Raw genomic sequence first — 17,226 nt, forward strand, 5'->3', positions numbered from 1 at the left:
GCTAACGGCCACTCGGCGACCTTTTCCGCGCCGAAGTCGCCAGCTGGGTAAGGCCGAAGTCGCAATCCTCTGGTAACTCGTCGAGCGGCCACCAGCGCAGGTCCACCGACTCGTCGCTGATTGCGATTTCGGCGTCTGCGGGGGCATGCACGATGAACTGCATGTCGAGGTGACGCGTCGGCACTCCCAGCGAGCAGGTGACGGGATGAACGTGCAGCGCGGCCGGCTCGGGCTCGATGGTGAGGCCGTCAATGCCGGATTCCTCGGTGGCTTCGCGCAGCGCCGCCGCGACGATGTCGGTGTCGGTCTCCTCACAGTGGCCGCCGAGTTGCAGCCACCGGCCGAACCGCGGATGCAGCGTCAGCAGCGCGTGGTTTCCGGTGTGGTCGAGGACAAGTGCGGAGCCCGTGACATGGCCAGGCACACACTCGCGCAGGCAGCCGTCGGGTCGCGCGGCAAGGAACGCCAGCATCGCGTGCCGCAGTGTGTCCTGTGCGGGATCGGGCGCCTGCCAATGAGTCAGCGCGGCGACGGCCGATTCGTGCAGGCTCACTTGCGCACCAGGAGCCCGTCGGTGTCCACCGGACCGCGGGGGCCCGACGGGTCTTCCGGGTAGCCGATTGCGATGGCGCCCAACGGTTCCCAGTCGGCCGGTAGTTCGAGTTCGTCGCGTACCAGGTCGGCGGCGAAGATCGTAGAGCCGATCCAGCAGCTGCCAACACCGCGTACTGCCAGCGCCACCAGCAGCGCCTGCACGGCCGCGCCGACCGCGACCGTGAACATGGTGTGCTCGGCGGCGGTCCTACTCTCGTTGGGATAGGTGTGCGCACCGTCGGGCACCATAAATGGGATGACGAGTTCGGGTGCGTCGTAAAGGATTTGACCCCGGCCGACGCGACGCTCGACAGAGTCCGGCGGTCGGCCGTCTGACGTCAGGTCGGCGCGCCACTGATCCTTCATCCGATCCAGAAGTCGCAGTCGCCGTTGCGGGTCCTGCATCCACACGAAGCGCACCGGTCGGGTGTGGTGCGGCGCGGGCGCAGTGAGGGCCTCGGCGGCGGCTGCTTCGATGAGGTCGGGGGCAACGGGCTCCGCGCTGAAACGCCGGACCGATCGGCGCAGCAGCTGCGCCTGACTGCGGCCAAGGGCGAGCGCTTCCTCGGTTCCGAGCCAGAACAGGTCGTCTTCGCCGGGCCGCAGCAGCGTGCGCGCATTGGAACCGTTGTCGGACAACGTGAGTCCGCGCACCACCGCCACGGGGATGTCGGTCAGCTTGCCCTTGACCAGATCGGCAGCCGCGGCGATCTCGTCGGCGACAGCGATCTCGGTGACGATCAGATCATTGCCGTGCCGGTCCTGCGATCCCGCATAGCCGTGCAGCACGGTCAGGCCTGCGGCCCCGATCGCGAAGTCGGTCTGGCCGTTGCGCCAGGCCCTGCCCATGGTGTCGGTGATGACGACACCGACGGTGACGCCGAGGCGATCACGCAGCGTGGTCCGCAGCGCCGCTGCGCTGCCGTCGGGATCGGTTGGCAGCAGCGCCAACTCGCCGGAGTCAACGTTCGAGCCATCCACCCCGGCGGCGGCCTGCACCAGCCCAAGTGCGTTCTCGGTGATCAGCGTGCGGCCCTTGCGTGCGAGCACGCGCACGGCCTCGGCGTCGATCAGCTTGCGCCGCAGTGCATCCCGCTCTTCCGGATCGATCGGGGCGTCGACGACGCGGCCCTCGCACTTGGACACCACCTTGCTGGTGATGACCACTACGTCGTTGTCGCGCAGCCACGGGGCGGCTTGCGCAAGGGCGGCCGCCAAATCGTCGCCGGGGCGAAACTCCGGAAGTCCGGGCACCGGGAGCAGCTCGATCGCACCGGAGGTGCCATGGTCGCCGACATTGGGCCGAGCAGAACCGTGATCGGTCATGGCTTGACCCCGGCGAGAACGAGTCCGGCGCGCACCATGTCGGCCGTCGCCTGCGGATCGGTCATCAGCAGCGGCGCGGACCTCACCTCGACTCCCTCGATGTCGGCGAGGTCGCCTTCGTGTATCAACCAGCCGTCGAGGATGCCGACGCCGGAGCGGGGTCCGTAGTAGCCGCCGACGGCTTCGGACGTGCTGGCCACCCCGATCACCGAGAGGCATTCGTCGGCCATGCCGCGCACCGGCTTTCCGCCGATGATGGGGGAGTAGCCGATCACGCGGGCCGTGGTCGAGCGCAGTGCGCCACGGATTCCCGGGACGGCCAGGATCGCGCCGATGCTCACCACGGGATTGGAGGGCGCCAGCAGCACCACATCTGCGGTCTCGATGGCTTCCGTGACGCCGGGCCCCGCGGTGGCCTTGTCGGCGCCGACGAACGCGAAGCTGTGCGTCGGCACTTGCGCGCGGTAACGCACCCACCACTCCTCGAAGTGGATGGCCCGCTTCTCGCCATCGCCGGGATCGGTGATGACGACGTGCGTTTCGCTGCGGTCGTCACTCGCGGGCAACAACCGCGCGCCTGGCTGCCATCGGCTGCAGAGTGCCTCGGTCACTTGCGAGAGCGGATAGCCGGCGCGCAACATCTGGCTGCGGACCAAATGGGTGGCCAGGTCGCGGTCGCCCAGGCCGAACCAGTCCGGCTGTACGCCGTAGGCCGCGAGTTCCTCCTTGGCGTGCCAGGTTTCGTCGCTGCGTCCCCACCCGCGCTCGGGGTCGATGCCGCCGCCGAGGGTGTACATGCAGGTATCGAGGTCCGGGCAGATCCGCACGCCATACATCCAGGCGTCGTCGCCGATGTTGACGATCGCGGTCAGTTCGCTGTCTGACTGCCCGTCGCTGAAGCGGCCGAGACCCAACAGCCGTTGCACGCCCAACAGGAACCGAGCGCCGCCCACGCCACCGACCAGAACCGTGACCTTCACGTGACCGACACTAGGCGTTGGCGCCCAAAGCCCGTGCGCCGCGGTGGTGTGACAGACACGCCGATGTGACGACGCGCCGAATTGGTGTCACGGAATGGTATGAATTTCTGTTCCAGCGCTTGACCGCGACAGCTAACACGTGTGTAATCACACCAGTGTCATTTCCTGGTTGGACGGCCGGTTCCGGTGGCGCAGACCGAGATTCGATCACTTGTTCGAATTAGAGTGGCCGCACATTGAAATAGTGGGGCTCAAATTTTGGGGATCTACGAGACCAGGTGAGGAGGCGGAGCATGGCGTATGAGCAGGTCGATTCCAGTCACGACGATCGATTCGACAACCGGATTCTCGGCTCAGTAGGCGACACCCGTCACACCATTACCGGACCGACACCGATTGGGGTACCGGCGCGTCCTCAATTGAGTTTGGTGCCCGATTCACCCGAGAGATATGAAGTTGCTCCGGCAACTACCGAAGATGATCAATGGCAAGAGCGCGCATTGTGCGCTCAAACCGACCCCGAGGCATTTTTCCCTGAGAAGGGCGGCTCGACCCGCGAAGCCAAGCGAATCTGCCTGGGTTGCGAGGTCCGCGACCGGTGCCTGGAGTACGCGCTAGCTCACGACGAGCGCTTCGGCATCTGGGGCGGCCTGTCCGAGCGGGAGCGTCGCCGCCTCAAGCGCGGGATCATCTAAGCGGACAGATTATTCGTCGTCGATAGTCGGGTCGATGACGGAAGGTTCGACGCCCAAATACGTCGCCACCTGAGCCACCAAGAGTTCATGAAGCAGCTCGGCGAGTTCGATGGTGTCCTTAGCCCGTCGCTCAATCGGCTTGCGGAACAACACAATTCGCGCGCGCGTCGCGTTGCCACGGACATCCACCCCCGCCGGTATCAACCGGGCCAGTGCGATCGGACCGTCGGCCACCACCTCGGGCGGCCACTGCACTGACTCGGGGTCCTTCGGGGCAATCCGCGGTATCTCGTCGACCGCGACGTCCAGTCCCGTCACCCGGTCCTGCCATCGCCGTTCGATCGGTTCGTACGCCTCGAGCACCGCCATGTCGAACCGCTCGGCCCTGCTGCGCCAGCCCGGCACGCTCGGCGGAAGCAGCGGGCCACGCATCTCCCGGCCGCGGCGTGCTCCACGTAGATTCCGGTCGGCCACATCCGAAGAGTAACGGTTGGAGATCGGGGGCCCGACGGCTGCGCGTGTCCGGGGGCTGACAACGTTTTCGCACGATAACCTCTCGTTCGTGAATGTTCCCCGTCGCTGCTGCCGGCCCGGGTGTCCCCACTACGCGGTCGCGACGCTGACCTTCGTCTACTCCGATTCGACGGCCGTCGTCGGGCCGTTGGCCACGGTGTCCGAGCCGCATTCGTGGGACCTGTGCGTGGCACACGCCAGCCGCATCACCGCGCCGCGCGGCTGGGAGCTGGTTCGCCACGCGGGGCCGCTGCCGACGCACCCTGACGAGGACGATCTGGTGGCGCTGGCCGATGCGGTCCGTGAAGGGCGCGACGGCCCTCCGCCGATCAACGGCGTGGCGGCAGGGTTTTCCGATCCGGCCACCGGAGTGCACGGCGGCGCGCTGATGGCGCCCGCTGCCCGACGACCCGAGTCGAACGGCCGCAGGCGCGGCCACCTGCGGGTGTTGCCAGACCCTAGTGACTAATGCAAACGACCCTCAACGGGCCAGCACCATTATCGATGCGCCGCCGAGCAGCCGTACCCCGAAATCCTCGTTCACCGCACGGATCATCCGCCGTGGAATGTTCGTGATCTTCGTTCGAATCGAGCGGTGCGGCAGGGTTTCTGCTCCGTGGGTGTAGAACCAATCGACAACCTCGTAGCCGCAGTCGGCCAACACGGCAAGCGCGGTGTCTTTCGTGAAATAGTGCAGATGCCCGATGGACTCCCGCGCGGTTACAAACGGTTTGCCGCGCAGCACCGCCTGAGCGGACAGATCAAGCGGGATGTGGAACACCTTCCACTCCGCGCGGGATTTCATCGCTCGCAGGAAGCCCATGTAGTCATCGACGTGCTCGAATACGTCGATCGCCATCACGACATCCGGTGCCGGCCCGTCGGAAGTCAGGTAGTCCGCGTGATGGAAGGTCAACCGGTCGGCCGACTTGCGAGCCGCGATGGCATGGGCCTGCGGTGAAATGTCGTAGCCTTCCAGCCGCGCTGCAGGGAAGCTGTCCCGCAGCTGAACCAGGATCTCCCCGGAGCCGGTGCCGACTTCGACGACGTGCTTGGGCGCGACGTGATTACGGACGAGAATGTCGGCAATCCACTGCGCCTTGAACGGCGAATCTTCGGCGTGCCAATCAGGGTTGTTCGCGAGGTACTCGCCACTCTGATACGGAGACTCGGACATTCTTCGGCAATCTAGCACGCACGACGCCGAGAGGCGCGAACTACCCGACGCGGCCTGGTATGGCCGACGTGCGGCTAGGCTTGCGACCGATCATCGTCTCGCTACAGGAGTGTCGCCATGTCTCGGCCCGCCGCGGCTGTACACCGCGTCATCAAGGCGTATGACGTTCGCGGCTTGGTCGGCGAGGAAATCGATGAAGACTTCGTCGCCGACGTGGGCGGTGCGTTCGCACGGTTGGTGCGCGACCGTGCATCTCAAGTGGTGATCGGTCACGATATGCGGGCCAGCTCACCGACGCTGGCGGCCGCGTTCGCCGAAGGCGTGATGGCCCAAGGGCTCGATGTCGTGAACATCGGGCTGGCGTCGACCGACCAGCTGTACTTCGCCTCGGGGCTGCTGGATTGCCCGGGCGCGATGTTCACCGCCAGCCATAATCCCGCCGCTTACAACGGCATCAAGCTGTGTCGCGCCGGTGCGAAGCCGGTGGGCAAGGACACCGGGCTCACCCAGATCAGCGAGGACATCATCGCCGGGGTGCCGGAGTTCGACGGACCGCGCGGCACCAGTTCGCAGCGCGATGTGCTCGCCGAGTACGGCGAATTCCTAAGGTCGCTCGTCAATCTGGCGGAGCTGCGCACGCTGCGCGTCGCCGTCGACGCGGGCAACGGCATGGGCGGCCACACCACGCCGGCGGTGCTCGGCCTGATCCCGTCAATCACGCTGCTGCCGTTGTTTTTCGAATTGGACGGCACGTTCCCCAATCACGAGGCCAACCCGCTGGATCCGGCCAACCTGCTCGATCTGCAGGCGTTCGTTCTCGAGACCGGCGCCGATATCGGGTTGGCGTTCGATGGCGATGCCGACCGGTGTTTCGTGGTCGATGAAAAGGGGCATCCGGTTTCTCCGTCGGCGGTGACGGCATTGGTTGCTGCCCGGGAACTGAACAGAGAGATCGGCGCAACGGTGATCCACAACCTGATCACCTCCCGAGCGGTACCGGAACTGGTTGCCGAGCGGGGTGGCACGCCGGTGCGTTCGCGCGTCGGCCACTCCTACATCAAGGCGTTGATGGCTGACACCGGAGCCATTTTCGGTGGCGAACACTCCGCGCATTACTACTTCCGCGACTTCTGGGGCGCCGACTCCGGGATGCTGGCCGCGCTGCATGTCCTCGCCGCGCTCGGCGAGCAGAAGCGGCCGCTGTCGGATTTGATGGCGGACTACCAGCGCTACGAAGCCTCCGGCGAGATCAACTTCACCATCACCGATGCCGAAGGATGCGTCGATGCCGTGCTGAAGGCCTTCGCCGCCCGCATCCACTCGATCGATCATCTCGACGGCGTCACCGTCGACCTTGGCGATGGCAGCTGGTTCAACTTGCGAATGTCGAACACCGAGCCGTTGCTGCGACTCAACGTCGAAGCCCGCACCACCGAAGAGATCGACGAGATCGTCGGACTCATCGCGGCTCAAATCGCCTCGAGGAGTGAGGCAGTCACGTGAATGGTACGCAGGCGGCCATCGACCTCGACGATGTCGAGGGCCTGCTCGCGGCCGACCGAGAGGGTTTGCTTCGCGCGGCGTCGATGGCCGGTGCGCAGGTGCGTGCCACCTTCGCCGCGCTGGATGAAGGCGACCTGGATGCGCTGAAGTCGGACCAACCCCCGCGCACGGTCATCTGGGTGGCGGCCCGCGGCAATGCCGAGACCGCGGGAACGATGCTGTCGGCGACGCTGGGCGGTTCGGTAGGCGCGCCGATCGTCGTCGCATCCGAGGCGCCGCCGTGGATCGGCGCGCTCGACGTCTTGATCCTCGCCGGTGACGACCCCGCCGATCCCGCCCTGGTTTCTGCGGCGGCGACCGGGGTGCGCCGCGGTGCGCGCATCGCCGTCGTCGCACCCAACGAAGGTCCGCTGCGCGACGCCACAGCGGGTCGCTCGGTGTCGCTGGCGCCGCGCCTGTGGGTGCGCGACGACTTCAACCTGGTCCGCTACCTGGCCGCAGGCCTTGCCGTTCTGCAGGTGGTGGATCCTGGGCTGCGAGTGGAGCTAGGGGCACTGGCCGACGAGCTCGACGCGGAGGCATTTCGCAACAGCGCTGGGCGCGAGCTGTTCACCAATCCCGCGAAGGCGTTGGCCGAACGCATGTCGGGACACGACGTGGTGCTGGCGGGCGACAACGCGGCCACGCTCGCATTGGCCCGCCATGCCGCGGCGGTCCTGCTGCGGATCGCGCACCAATCGGTGGCAGCGGTCGGGTTGGGGGATGCGTTGGTCGGCCTGCGCCCGGATCTGGGCGGCGCGGGCAGCGCCGATCGCGAAGCGTCGATCTTTCACGACGAACAGATCGACGGCCCGTTGCCGCGGCGAATGCGCATCTTCGTATTGGCCACCGACGCCGAGAGGCCGGTCGTGGTCGCGCGGGTCAGCGGATTCGATGACGTCGACGTGATAAACGCCGAGGACATTCCGGAAGCGCTTGGCATGGTGGACGCGCCGGTGGCCGTCGCACCGCCTGGGCGACCGGAACAACAACTGGCATTGATGGCCGTACGGTTGGAGATGACGGCCACCTACCTGCGACTGGTTCGAGGTTAAGCGAGTGCACCTGCTACGGGGAGCGGTGCGGACCTATGCATGGGGTTCGCGAACCGCCATTGCCGATTTCACTGGACGGCCAAGTCCCACAGCGCATCCCGAAGCGGAGCTGTGGTTCGGCGCGCACCCGGGCGATCCGGCATGGCTGGAGACCGACAAGGGCGAGGTCTCGCTACTCGACACGCTGCGAACCGATCCCGAAGGCCAGCTGGGTGCTGCGGTGCGCGGCCGCTTCGGCGACTGCCTGCCGTTCCTGGTGAAAGTGCTTGCGGCCGACGAGCCGCTGTCGCTGCAGGCACACCCGAGCGCCGAGCAGGCGCTGGAAGGCTTCGCCCGCGAGGAGAAGCTTGGCATCCCCATCACGGCTGCCAATCGCAACTACCGCGACCGCAGTCATAAACCCGAATTGCTGGTCGCGCTAGGGCAATTCGAGGCGCTGGCCGGATTCCGATCGGCGGCCAGCACCGTCGAGTTGATGCGCGCGCTGGCGGTCAGCGACCTCGACCCGTTCGTCAACCTGCTGTCCGGTCAGTCCGACGCCGACGGCCTTCGCGCGTTGTTCACCACGTGGATCACCGCCCCGCAGCCCGATCTCGACGTGCTGGTGCCCGCAGTGATCGAGGGCGCCATTCAATACCTTCGGTCGGGCAAGAAGGAGTTCGCGGCCGAAGCCAAGACCGTGCTCGAGCTCGGCGAGCGCTACCCGGGGGACGCCGGTGTGCTGGCGTCGCTGCTGCTGAACCGGATCAGTCTCAAAGCGGGCGAAGCCATCTACCTGCCGGCGGGCAACTTGCACGCCTATCTGCACGGCGTCGGTGTCGAAGTGATGGCCAACTCCGACAACGTGCTACGCGGCGGGCTCACTCCCAAACACGTCGATGTGCCGGAGTTGCTGCGGGTGCTGGATTTCACGCCGGCCACCGACGATGTCATTCATCCCCGAATCACCAGGGACGGAACAGAACTCGTCTACAACACGCCTGCGCCTGAGTTCGCGGTCTCGGTGTTGTGCATCGACGGCGAGAACCTCGACCACGAAATCGACGCGCCGACAAACCACGACGGCCCGCAGATCCTGCTCTGCACAGAGGGATCGACCGTGGTGCACGCCAAGTCCACCGCGGTGACGCTGGAGCGTGGAGCCGCAGCATGGGTGGCGGCCGACGACGGGCCGATTCGGCTGGTCGCGCAGACGCCGACGAAGTTGTTCCGGGCGACCGTCGGGATCTAGTGCCGGCTCATTAGCGCCTCGATGCCGAGATCGACGTTAGCGTGCTGGTCGCTCGCACTTCTTCGCGCCAGCGTCAATCTCGACGAATCAGTGGTCGATTTTCTTGCCAACCGGCAGCACGTGCACGATCGCGACAACGACGGCTCCGACGACCAAGCCGACCACCGCTGACACCGCGGTGTTGAGCAGCCAGGCCAGTAAGGCGCCGACGCCCTGCACGGCGTGATGGACGAATTCTTCGGCGTGGTGGATAAGGCCGTACGGTGCGTGCCAGCCCAGCGTGTCCGTGCCCTGCAGCAGAATGTGGCCGCCGACCCAGAGCATCGCGACGGTGCCGACGGCCGAAAGCGTGGACAGCACTTTGGGCATCGCGGCGACGAGGCCGCGGCCGACCCGCTGCGCGAAGCGTGACTCACGCTGCGCGAGGTTCAGCCCGATGTCGTCCATCTTCACAATGGCGCCGACCACGCCGTACACCGCGACGGTGATCACGATCGCGACGACCACCAAGATGATCAGCCGCGGCCAAAACGACTGGTCGGCAACCTCATTCAATGCGATGACCATAATCTCGGCGGACAGGATGAAATCGGTTCGGATCGCCCCGGCCGTCATCTGCTTCTCGGCGTCCTGCCCGGCAGTCGAAGTGGGTGCGCCGTGGCTGTCATGCCCCCGCAGGTATCCCCATGCCTTTTCGGCCCCTTCGTAGCACAGGTAGGTCGCACCGATCATCAGGATCGGGGTCAGCAGCCACGGCACGAACTGGCTCAACAGCAGCGCCGCGGGCAGGATGAACAGCAGCTTGTTGCGCAGTGACCCGATCGCGATCCGCTTGATCATCGGCAGTTCGCGCTCGGCGGTGATCCCGTGCACGTATTGAGGCGTCACCGCGGTGTCGTCGATCACGACACCCGCAGCGTTGGCTGTCGCGCGTCCAGCGGCGGCGCCGATGTCGTCGACCGAGGCGGCCGCCAGCCGGGCCAGAGCTGCGACGTCATCAAGAAGACCGAACAGGCCAGCGCTCATCGCGTCGTCCTCATGGCACCGAAGGCTACCTGGCCCGCATGAACCGGATCAGCACGTCCTCGGCGACGCCATATTGCATCGCGTCGACCCACACCCGAGCGCTGACCGGACCGCGAGCGCGTGCCCGTCTGCCGCCGGGAACGGCCACATAGCCACCGACATCGGCGTTCGCCAACAGGTCGAGAACCGTATTGGCGTCAGCCGATTCGAGGTCGGCGATCGCTACCCAGATGTCGGCCCACACGCCGTTGTCCCTGCCGCCCGGCGGCAGCCAGTACGCGATGCCGAACTGCGCCAAGTCCTCCAGCGGCCGGATCTGTGAGCTCATCGTGGCCTCAGCGCATTACGCTACGTCGCGGCGCGCGGCAGCCCGGATGAACCGGTGCACATCGACCTTTTCGACACCGCCGTCCTGAGAGATCCACGGTCCTTCGATCGACTTGTCGAGTATTCCTTCCTCGAGCCAGGTGTACTGACCGCCGAGCACATCGCGTGCCAGGCTGCGGTCGGTGTCGTCGCTATTGCGCCACAGTTCGTCGAACCGTTGGTCGGCCCGCACTCGCGCCTGACGGCAGAATGCGTCGGCGAGTCCGACGGCCGAGGCGTCCACTCCGTCCCGCTGGGTGCGGACGCAGGCAGCCGTCATCGCGAACAGTTCGGCACCGATGTCGACGATCCGGCCAAGAAACCGTTGCTTGTATTCCAGCTTGCCCTGCCACCGCGACATCGCGTAGAACGTGCTGCGTGCCAGCCGGCGACTGGCTCGTTCGACATAGCGCAGATGCGTGGCGAGAGACCCGAACTCACCGAATGATGTTGGCAATTGCCCCTTTCCGGCAACCAGGGTCGGAAGCCAGCGAGCGTAGAACAGCCCGGCTTTCGCGGTCGCCCGCGCCTTGCGTCGGAGGTCCGCGTCGGGGTCGATGATGTCGCCGGCGACACTCAGATGCATATCGACCGCCTCGCGCGCGATGAGCAGATGCATGATTTCTGTTGAGCCCTCGAAGATCCGGTTGATGCGCGCGTCGCGCAGCACCTGCTCTGCGGGCACACCGCGCTCGCCGCGGGCGGCCAGCGACTCGGCCGTCTCAAAGCCGCGACCGCCGCGGATCTGCACCAGCTCGTCGGCGATCAGCCAAGACATCTCGGAGCCGTAGAGCTTGGCCAGGGCCGCCTCGATGCGAATGTCGGTGTGGCCGGCGTCGACGAGTTCGCTGGCCAGCTCCACCATCGACTCAAGCCCGTAGGCGGTGGCCGCGATGAACGCCACCTTGCCTGCCACCGCGTCGTGCTCACCGACAGGCTTGCCCCACTGCACGCGTTCGGTCGACCACTGGCGGGCAATCGACAAACACCACTTCGCCACTCCGCTGCATGTCGCAGGCAGTGAGAGCCGCCCGACATTCAACGTGGACAACGCGATCCGCAGTCCGTCGCCTTCCTCACCGATACGGTTTTCGCCGGGCACCCGCACGTTGGTCAGCCGGGTGAGACCGTTTTCGATGCCACGTAGCCCCATGAATGTGTTGCGGTTCTCGACGACGATGCCGGGGGTATCGGCCTCCACCACGAATGCGGTGATGCCGCCGGGATGGTCCTCGCTGCGGGGCACCTTGGCCATGACGACCATCAGGTCGGAGATCACTCCGTTGGTGGTCCACAGCTTCACCCCGTCGAGCACATAGTCGTCGCCATCTGGTGTCGCGGTGGTGCGCAGCCGGGCCGGGTCACTGCCGACATCCGGTTCGGTCAACAGAAACGCGCTGATCTCATTTGTGCAGCGCGGCAGCCACTTTCGCTTCTGCTCCTCGCTGCCGAACATCGAGATCGGCTGCGGTACCCCGATCGACTGGTGCGCGGAGAGCAGTGCGGCCAGCGCGCTGTGCGCCGAGCAGACCAGTGCGAGAGCCCTGTTGTAGTAGACCTGTGACAAGCCGAGCCCGCCGTAGTCGGTGTCGATCTTCATGCCGAGCGCGCCGATTTCCTTGAGGCCGAGGATTACCTCGTCCGGGATCTGCGCATCGCGTTCGATCACCGCGGCGTCGACCCGCGACTCGCAGAACTCTCTCAACTTCGCGAGGAACGCCTCGCCCCGCTCCCTATCTTCTGCCGAGCCTGCGGGGTATGGATGGACCAGATCCAGCCGCAATCTCCCGAGGAACAGTTCCTTGCCGAAGCTGGGCTGAAGCCACTGCGGCTGCCGTGCCCCCTCGGCGACCTCTCTGGCGTGTCTTTCGCTGACTGCAGTATCGGTCATCGCAGACCTCCTGACGGTTGGCCCTACTCGACAGTAACTCCAATAGCCTCTGGAGCTGAGTGCCAACCGGAAAGGAGGGCGTCAGCCAACTGCGCTGGTTGCTGGCGCAACGGCCGGTCGACGCCGCGTCTCGGCCAGCCACAGTCGCATGTTGTGCCGGACGGTGCGACCGATCAGCCGCGCGGACGGCACCATGTAGAGGCTGTCCAGCAGGCTGAACCGACGCAAAAACCATTCGGCCAGAACGGGATCGGTTTCGGCGGCACCCAGGAATTGGTCGAACAGTGCACCCACAGGGCGATACCACCACGGCGTCGGCCCAGTGGCCCTGTGCAGCACCAGGTCGCCGATGGCGTTCATCGTCCACACGGGGAACGTTGTCTTGGCGGCTGCCCGATTGAACTCGCTGGCCAGGTCGACACCCGGGGTCTGCAGGATCCGGCGCAGATGCCCGGTCTGCAGCGACGTCATCGTCATGCCCTGACCGAAGGTCGGGTTGAAGCTGACGACCGCGTCACCGAACGGGATGATGCCCGCCGGGAAGCGGTCGAGCTTGTCGTAGCGACGCCAGCGGCTGGCGGGGTACTTGTGCAACGCCACGTCGCCGATCGGTTCGCCCTGGCGAAGTGCGGCCGACACATGTGCGGGCACGATCTCGTCGGCGAGTGCGCACATGCCGGCGTAGTCGTGCGGCGGCTCGACCCTGCCGACTCCGAACGTGGTCAGCCCCCACGTGCCGTCCTCGTAATGCAGCATGCCGAGCCCCAGTGGTTGCTCGCGAGACGCGCCGGCCACGATGACCTTTTCGGCGATCAACCCATCCGGGATGCGGACTTGATGGGTGGCGTAGCCGATACCGACGTGCACGACGTCTTCGCGTGGACGCTCAAATCCCCACTGCGCCAACCACGTTGGCAACCGGGTCCCGCGGCCGGCCGCGTCGACGACGAGGTCGGCGTCCACCGCATCACCGGAATCGAGCAGCACTCCCGTCACTGTTTGCCGTGCGGTGTCGAACCGGGGTTCTTTGACGGCGGCGTGCACGATGTCGACGTTGGGGATCGCGGCAACCCGGCGTCGGATCTGCCATTCCAGGTGCTTTCGGCTGGGCACGTACGCGGTGAACTCGTCCTGCAGCCGATGGTGGGTGCCGAGCACATGGCCCGCCGCGCCGAAGTGGATGCAGTCCGGCCGGTTTTCCAGGATCGATACGCCGTCGGCGACCATCCCGTCGAGCAGACCGGGGAAGTGAGTCTCGAACTCCTGGGCGCCGCGGGCCATCAGCAGGTGCACGTGTCTGTCCTGAGGCACCGCGGACCGGTGGGCCGGTCCCTCGGGCAGGTCGTCACGTTCGTAGACCGTGACCTGCTTGTAGACATCCGAGAGCACCCGCGCAGCGCACAGGCCGGCGATGCTGGCCCCGATGACGATCGCGTGCTCGGCAGTCCGCCCCATGGATGACGACAGTACTGGGTACTCCTCCGGCCAAACGGCAGGAGGAAGGGACTCGGATGGCTGGGTTGCGGTTGGCATGGCGAACGAAGTCCGTCGAGCAGTCGATCGACGACACCGACGATCCGGAGACGAAGCTCCGCAAGGATCTGACCTGGTGGGACTTGATCGTCTTCGGGGTCTCGGTGGTGATCGGTGCCGGCATCTTCACCATCACTGCGTCCACGGCGGGCGACATCGCAGGACCGTCGATCTCGGTGTCGTTCGTCATCGCCGCCGTTACCTGCGGGTTGGCGGCGCTGTGCTACGCCGAGTTCGCATCGACGGTGCCCGTCGCGGGCAGCGCCTACACGTTTTCGTATGCCAGCTTCGGCGAGCTGATCGCCTGGATCATCGGCTGGGACCTGGTGCTGGAGTTCGCCGTCGGGGCGGCGGTCGTCGCTAAGGGCTGGTCCACTTACCTGGGCGAGGTATTCGGATTCTCCGGGGGGACAACCGAAATCGGTGATTTCACGCTGGACTGGGGTGCGCTGCTGATCGTCGCGATTGTGAGCGCTCTGCTGGCGATGGGGACGAAGCTGTCGTCCAACGTCAGCGCCGTCATCACGCTCATCAAGGTGAGCGTGGTGGTCCTGGTGATCGTCGTCGGCTCCCTCTACATCAAGTCCGCGAATTACGCGCCGTTCGTGCCGCCCACCGAATCCGGTGGGGGAGGTGGTTCGGGTGAACAGTCGTTGTTCTCGATGCTGAGCGGCGCGGGCAGCAGCCACTATGGCTGGTATGGGGTGCTGGCAGGCGCTTCGATCGTGTTTTTCGCGTTCATCGGCTTCGACGTCGTCGCGACGACCGCCGAAGAAACCAAAAACCCGCAGCGCGACGTCCCGCGAGGCATCATCGGCACGCTGGCAATCGTGACCGTCCTCTACGTCGCAGTCGCTGTAGTGCTCACCGGCATGGTGAAGTACACCGAGCTGAAGAAGGCCGGTGAGGATGCCAACCTGGCGACCGCGTTCACCGCGAACGGCGTGACGTGGGCGGCCAAGGTCATCTCCATCGGCGCGTTGGCGGGCCTGACGACGGTCGTCATGGTGTTGATGCTTGGCCAGGTCAGGGTGTTGTTCGCGATGTCGCGGGACCGGCTCTCGCCGCACCAGCTGGCGAAGACCGGTACACACGGCACACCGGTTCGACTGACTGTTCTGGTCGGCGTGCTGGTTGCCCTGGCCGCGTCGGTGTTTCCGATGTCGAAGCTGGAGGAGATGGTCAACGTCGGCACACTCTTCGCGTTCGTGTTGGTGTCGGCGGGTGTGATTGTGCTTCGGCGGACGCGTCCGGATCTGCGTCGCGCATTCCGCGCGCCGTGGGTGCCGTGGTTGCCGATCGCGGCCATCATCGCCTGCCTGTGGCTGATGTTGAACCTGACCGCGCTCACCTGGATTCGATTCCTGGTGTGGATGGCCATCGGTCTGGTGATCTACGCGTCCTACGGGCGTCGGCACTCGGCTGTCGCCAACCGGGAGGCGGCACTTTCTCAGTGACTTCAGCGTGATCTGTCGCGCTGAGCGCACTTTTCATGCCCAAAACGCTGTCGCGCGCCGCTAGTCCGGTTTACAAAGCAGGCATCTGTGTCTAGACAGACGACAAAATGGGCTATATAGTCAACTGGACGACGTGATGGCACTCACTTCAGGAGGCATGTAGTGACCACCCAAATGTCCGACATCGAGGTCGCCCAGTGGCGCGACAAGAAGCGCTACCTGTGGCTGATGGGTCTGATTGCACCGACGGCGCTGTTCGTGATGCTGCCGCTGGTGTGGGCGTTCAACCAGTGGGGTTGGCACGCGACGGCACAGGTGCCGTTCTGGATCGGGCCGATCCTGCTCTACATCCTGTTGCCTGCGCTGGATCTGCGCTTCGGCCCCGACGGCCAGAACCCGCCCGATGAGGTGATGGAGCGGCTGGAGAACGACAGGTACTACCGCTACTGCACCTACATCTACATCCCGTTCCAGTACGCCAGCGTGATCCTGGGTGCCTATCTGTTCACCGCGTCGGATCTGAGCTGGCTCGGCTTCGACGGCGGGCTGGGCTGGCCGGCCAAGATCGGTTTGGCGCTGTCGGTGGGTGTGCTCGGAGGGGTGGGCATCAACACCGCACACGAGATGGGCCATAAGAAGGACGAACTCGAACGCTGGCTGTCCAAGATCACGCTGGCGCAGACGTGCTACGGCCACTTCTACATCGAGCACAACCGCGGCCACCATGTCCGTGTTGCCACGCCAGAGGATCCCGCGTCGGCCCGTTTCGGCGAGACGTTCTGGGAGTTCTTGCCCCGCAGCGTGTTTGGCAGCTTGAAGTCGTCGTGGGAGCTGGAAGCCCGGCGGCTGCGTCGCGCTGGTAAGAGCCCGTGGCACTGGTCAAACGATGTGCTCAACGCGTGGGCGATGTCGGTGGTGTTCTACGGCGCGCTGATCGCGGTGTTCGGCGTCGCGCTCATCCCGTACGTCGTGATCTCCGCGGTCTTCGGCTTCACGCTGCTGGAGACGGTCAACTATCTCGAGCACTACGGCCTGCTGCGGCAGAAGACTGACAGCGGACGCTACGAGCGGTGCGCGCCGGTGCACAGTTGGAACTCCGATCACATCGTGACCAACCTGTTCCTGTATCACCTGCAGCGGCACAGTGATCACCATGCCAACCCGACCCGGCGCTACCAGACGCTGCGTAGCATGCAGGGTGCACCGAACCTGCCGAGTGGCTATGCGTCGATGATCGGGCTGACGTACTTCCCGCCGCTGTGGCGCCGCGTGATGGATCACCGGGTGCTCGAGCACTATGACGGCGACATCACCCGCGTGAACGTGCACCCGCGGATGCGCGACAAGGTTTTTGACAAGTACGGCGATGAGCGCTCGCGCGAAGAGCAGAGGGCTCGAGCATGACCGCGTACCAATGCCCCGGCTGCGACTACGTCTACGACGAGGCGAAAGGTGCTCCGCGAGAAGGGTTTCCAGCGGGCACGGCGTGGAGCGATATGCCCGAAGACTGGTGCTGCCCCGATTGCGCGGTGCGCGAAAAGGTCGACTTCCGAACCGTTTAGTTCCGTTGACTCTGCGCTCGGGCGCAGAAGTGCGGGTAACCCTCGCCCTCAGCGCAGAGTCAACACAATCTGGAGGAGAAACAATGGACTACAAGTTGTTCATCTGTGTGCAGTGCGGATTCGAGTACGACGAGGCAAAGGGCTGGCCAGAGGACGGCATCGCGCCAGGCACCCGCTGGGATGACATTCCAGACGACTGGAGCTGCCCGGACTGCGGCGCGGCGAAATTCGATTTCGAGATGGTGGAGGTTGCGCGCTCGTGACCGCTACGGTTGCGC

The 17,226-nt window shown here is 65.6% G+C and carries 18 protein-coding genes; 9 read left to right on the forward strand and 9 right to left on the reverse strand.

Annotated elements, in window-relative coordinates; all coding sequences use genetic code 11:
- Position 1 precedes the first annotated feature (1 nt).
- From MYCSM_RS06595 to cofD, 3 genes are read right to left on the reverse strand one after another with little or no spacing between them, the layout of a single operon-like run.
- The gene (locus MYCSM_RS06595) at positions 2-553 is read right to left on the reverse strand and encodes an NUDIX hydrolase (protein ID WP_015305365.1); all 552 of its coding nucleotides are present in this window, start codon (positions 551-553) and stop codon (positions 2-4) included.
- Positions 550-1,920, reverse strand: coding sequence for a coenzyme F420-0:L-glutamate ligase (locus MYCSM_RS06600; protein ID WP_015305366.1), 1,371 nt, complete (start codon positions 1,918-1,920; stop codon positions 550-552). The genes MYCSM_RS06595 and MYCSM_RS06600 overlap by 4 nt, the downstream gene beginning before the upstream one ends.
- Complete coding sequence (cofD, locus tag MYCSM_RS06605; RefSeq protein ID WP_015305367.1) at positions 1,917-2,900, reverse strand: 2-phospho-L-lactate transferase; 984 nt, start codon at positions 2,898-2,900, stop codon at positions 1,917-1,919. The genes MYCSM_RS06600 and cofD overlap by 4 nt, the downstream gene beginning before the upstream one ends.
- 425 nt (positions 2,901-3,325) lie before the next feature.
- Here cofD and MYCSM_RS06610 point away from each other — a divergent pair, with 425 nt between their 5' ends.
- The gene (locus MYCSM_RS06610; protein ID WP_198345052.1) at positions 3,326-3,595 is read left to right on the forward strand and encodes a WhiB family transcriptional regulator; all 270 of its coding nucleotides are present in this window, start codon (positions 3,326-3,328) and stop codon (positions 3,593-3,595) included.
- 9 nt (positions 3,596-3,604) lie between these two features.
- On the opposite strand, the gene MYCSM_RS06615 is transcribed toward MYCSM_RS06610, so the two are convergent.
- Positions 3,605-4,027, reverse strand: a complete 423-nt coding sequence (locus MYCSM_RS06615) for a metallopeptidase family protein (protein ID WP_015305369.1) — start codon at positions 4,025-4,027, stop codon at positions 3,605-3,607.
- A 130-nt stretch (positions 4,028-4,157) separates the two neighbouring features.
- Between MYCSM_RS06615 and MYCSM_RS06620 the strand changes: the two genes are divergently transcribed.
- Positions 4,158-4,577 (forward strand): DUF3499 domain-containing protein, encoded by a 420-nt coding sequence (locus tag MYCSM_RS06620; protein ID WP_041313389.1) that lies wholly within the window; start codon positions 4,158-4,160, stop codon positions 4,575-4,577.
- A 12-nt stretch (positions 4,578-4,589) separates the two neighbouring features.
- On the opposite strand, the gene MYCSM_RS06625 is transcribed toward MYCSM_RS06620, so the two are convergent.
- On the reverse strand, positions 4,590-5,285 hold the full coding sequence (locus MYCSM_RS06625; RefSeq protein ID WP_015305371.1) for a class I SAM-dependent methyltransferase: 696 nt from the start codon (positions 5,283-5,285) through the stop codon (positions 4,590-4,592).
- 117 nt (positions 5,286-5,402) lie between these two features.
- Here MYCSM_RS06625 and MYCSM_RS06630 point away from each other — a divergent pair, with 117 nt between their 5' ends.
- From MYCSM_RS06630 to manA, 3 genes are read left to right on the forward strand one after another with little or no spacing between them, the layout of a single operon-like run.
- Positions 5,403-6,788, forward strand: a complete 1,386-nt coding sequence (locus MYCSM_RS06630) for a phosphomannomutase/phosphoglucomutase (RefSeq protein ID WP_015305372.1) — start codon at positions 5,403-5,405, stop codon at positions 6,786-6,788.
- A complete protein-coding gene (locus MYCSM_RS06635) occupies positions 6,785-7,882 on the forward strand; it encodes a hypothetical protein (protein WP_015305373.1) in 1,098 nt (365 codons plus the stop codon). Before MYCSM_RS06630 ends, MYCSM_RS06635 begins: the two co-directional genes overlap by 4 nt.
- A gap of 4 nt (positions 7,883-7,886) precedes the next feature.
- The gene (gene manA / locus MYCSM_RS06640) at positions 7,887-9,113 is read left to right on the forward strand and encodes a mannose-6-phosphate isomerase, class I (protein WP_015305374.1); all 1,227 of its coding nucleotides are present in this window, start codon (positions 7,887-7,889) and stop codon (positions 9,111-9,113) included.
- Between the two features lie 87 nt (positions 9,114-9,200).
- On the opposite strand, the gene MYCSM_RS06645 is transcribed toward manA, so the two are convergent.
- From MYCSM_RS06645 to MYCSM_RS06660, 4 genes are all read right to left on the reverse strand, one after another.
- Positions 9,201-10,139, reverse strand: a complete 939-nt coding sequence (locus tag MYCSM_RS06645) for a DUF808 domain-containing protein (protein WP_015305375.1) — start codon at positions 10,137-10,139, stop codon at positions 9,201-9,203.
- A gap of 25 nt (positions 10,140-10,164) precedes the next feature.
- Complete coding sequence (locus MYCSM_RS06650) at positions 10,165-10,467, reverse strand: hypothetical protein (protein WP_015305376.1); 303 nt, start codon at positions 10,465-10,467, stop codon at positions 10,165-10,167.
- Positions 10,468-10,482: 15 nt separating this feature from the next.
- Positions 10,483-12,396: an acyl-CoA dehydrogenase family protein gene (locus MYCSM_RS06655; protein ID WP_015305377.1), complete on the reverse strand. Its 1,914-nt coding sequence runs from the start codon at positions 12,394-12,396 to the stop codon at positions 10,483-10,485.
- 81 nt (positions 12,397-12,477) lie between these two features.
- On the reverse strand, positions 12,478-13,851 hold the full coding sequence (locus MYCSM_RS06660; protein WP_015305378.1) for an NAD(P)/FAD-dependent oxidoreductase: 1,374 nt from the start codon (positions 13,849-13,851) through the stop codon (positions 12,478-12,480).
- Positions 13,852-13,907: 56 nt separating this feature from the next.
- On the opposite strand from MYCSM_RS06660, the gene MYCSM_RS06665 reads away from it, so the two are divergent.
- The 4 genes from MYCSM_RS06665 to MYCSM_RS06675 all read left to right on the forward strand — a co-directional run bounded on the left by MYCSM_RS06665 (position 13,908) and on the right by MYCSM_RS06675 (position 17,211).
- On the forward strand, positions 13,908-15,386 hold the full coding sequence (locus MYCSM_RS06665) for an amino acid permease (protein WP_015305379.1): 1,479 nt from the start codon (positions 13,908-13,910) through the stop codon (positions 15,384-15,386).
- A 174-nt stretch (positions 15,387-15,560) separates the two neighbouring features.
- Positions 15,561-16,790: an alkane 1-monooxygenase gene (locus tag MYCSM_RS06670; protein ID WP_041311440.1), complete on the forward strand. Its 1,230-nt coding sequence runs from the start codon at positions 15,561-15,563 to the stop codon at positions 16,788-16,790.
- Positions 16,787-16,948, forward strand: coding sequence for a rubredoxin (locus MYCSM_RS35780; RefSeq protein WP_015305381.1), 162 nt, complete (start codon positions 16,787-16,789; stop codon positions 16,946-16,948). The genes MYCSM_RS06670 and MYCSM_RS35780 overlap by 4 nt, the downstream gene beginning before the upstream one ends.
- A gap of 83 nt (positions 16,949-17,031) precedes the next feature.
- Positions 17,032-17,211 (forward strand): rubredoxin, encoded by a 180-nt coding sequence (locus tag MYCSM_RS06675; RefSeq protein WP_015305382.1) that lies wholly within the window; start codon positions 17,032-17,034, stop codon positions 17,209-17,211.
- Positions 17,212-17,226: the final 15 nt, after the last annotated feature.

Origin of the sequence: Mycobacterium sp. JS623 (genome assembly GCF_000328565.1) — a bacterium.
Lineage (GTDB): Bacteria > Actinomycetota > Actinomycetes > Mycobacteriales > Mycobacteriaceae > Mycobacterium.

Coding starts and splice junctions, on each gene's coding strand:
- MYCSM_RS06600 (WP_015305366.1), bottom strand. CDS start 1,920: ATGACCGATCACGGTTCTGCTCGGCCCAATGTCGGCGACCATGGCACC.
- MYCSM_RS06615 (WP_015305369.1), bottom strand. CDS start 4,027: ATGCGTGGCCCGCTGCTTCCGCCGAGCGTGCCGGGCTGGCGCAGCAGG.
- MYCSM_RS06625 (WP_015305371.1), bottom strand. CDS start 5,285: ATGTCCGAGTCTCCGTATCAGAGTGGCGAGTACCTCGCGAACAACCCT.
- MYCSM_RS06630 (WP_015305372.1), top strand. CDS start 5,403: ATGTCTCGGCCCGCCGCGGCTGTACACCGCGTCATCAAGGCGTATGAC.
- MYCSM_RS06645 (WP_015305375.1), bottom strand. CDS start 10,139: ATGAGCGCTGGCCTGTTCGGTCTTCTTGATGACGTCGCAGCTCTGGCC.
- MYCSM_RS06650 (WP_015305376.1), bottom strand. CDS start 10,467: ATGAGCTCACAGATCCGGCCGCTGGAGGACTTGGCGCAGTTCGGCATC.
- MYCSM_RS06655 (WP_015305377.1), bottom strand. CDS start 12,396: ATGACCGATACTGCAGTCAGCGAAAGACACGCCAGAGAGGTCGCCGAG.
- MYCSM_RS06660 (WP_015305378.1), bottom strand. CDS start 13,851: ATGGGGCGGACTGCCGAGCACGCGATCGTCATCGGGGCCAGCATCGCC.
- MYCSM_RS06665 (WP_015305379.1), top strand. CDS start 13,908: ATGGCTGGGTTGCGGTTGGCATGGCGAACGAAGTCCGTCGAGCAGTCG.
- MYCSM_RS06670 (WP_041311440.1), top strand. CDS start 15,561: ATGTCCGACATCGAGGTCGCCCAGTGGCGCGACAAGAAGCGCTACCTG.
- MYCSM_RS35780 (WP_015305381.1), top strand. CDS start 16,787: ATGACCGCGTACCAATGCCCCGGCTGCGACTACGTCTACGACGAGGCG.
- MYCSM_RS06675 (WP_015305382.1), top strand. CDS start 17,032: ATGGACTACAAGTTGTTCATCTGTGTGCAGTGCGGATTCGAGTACGAC.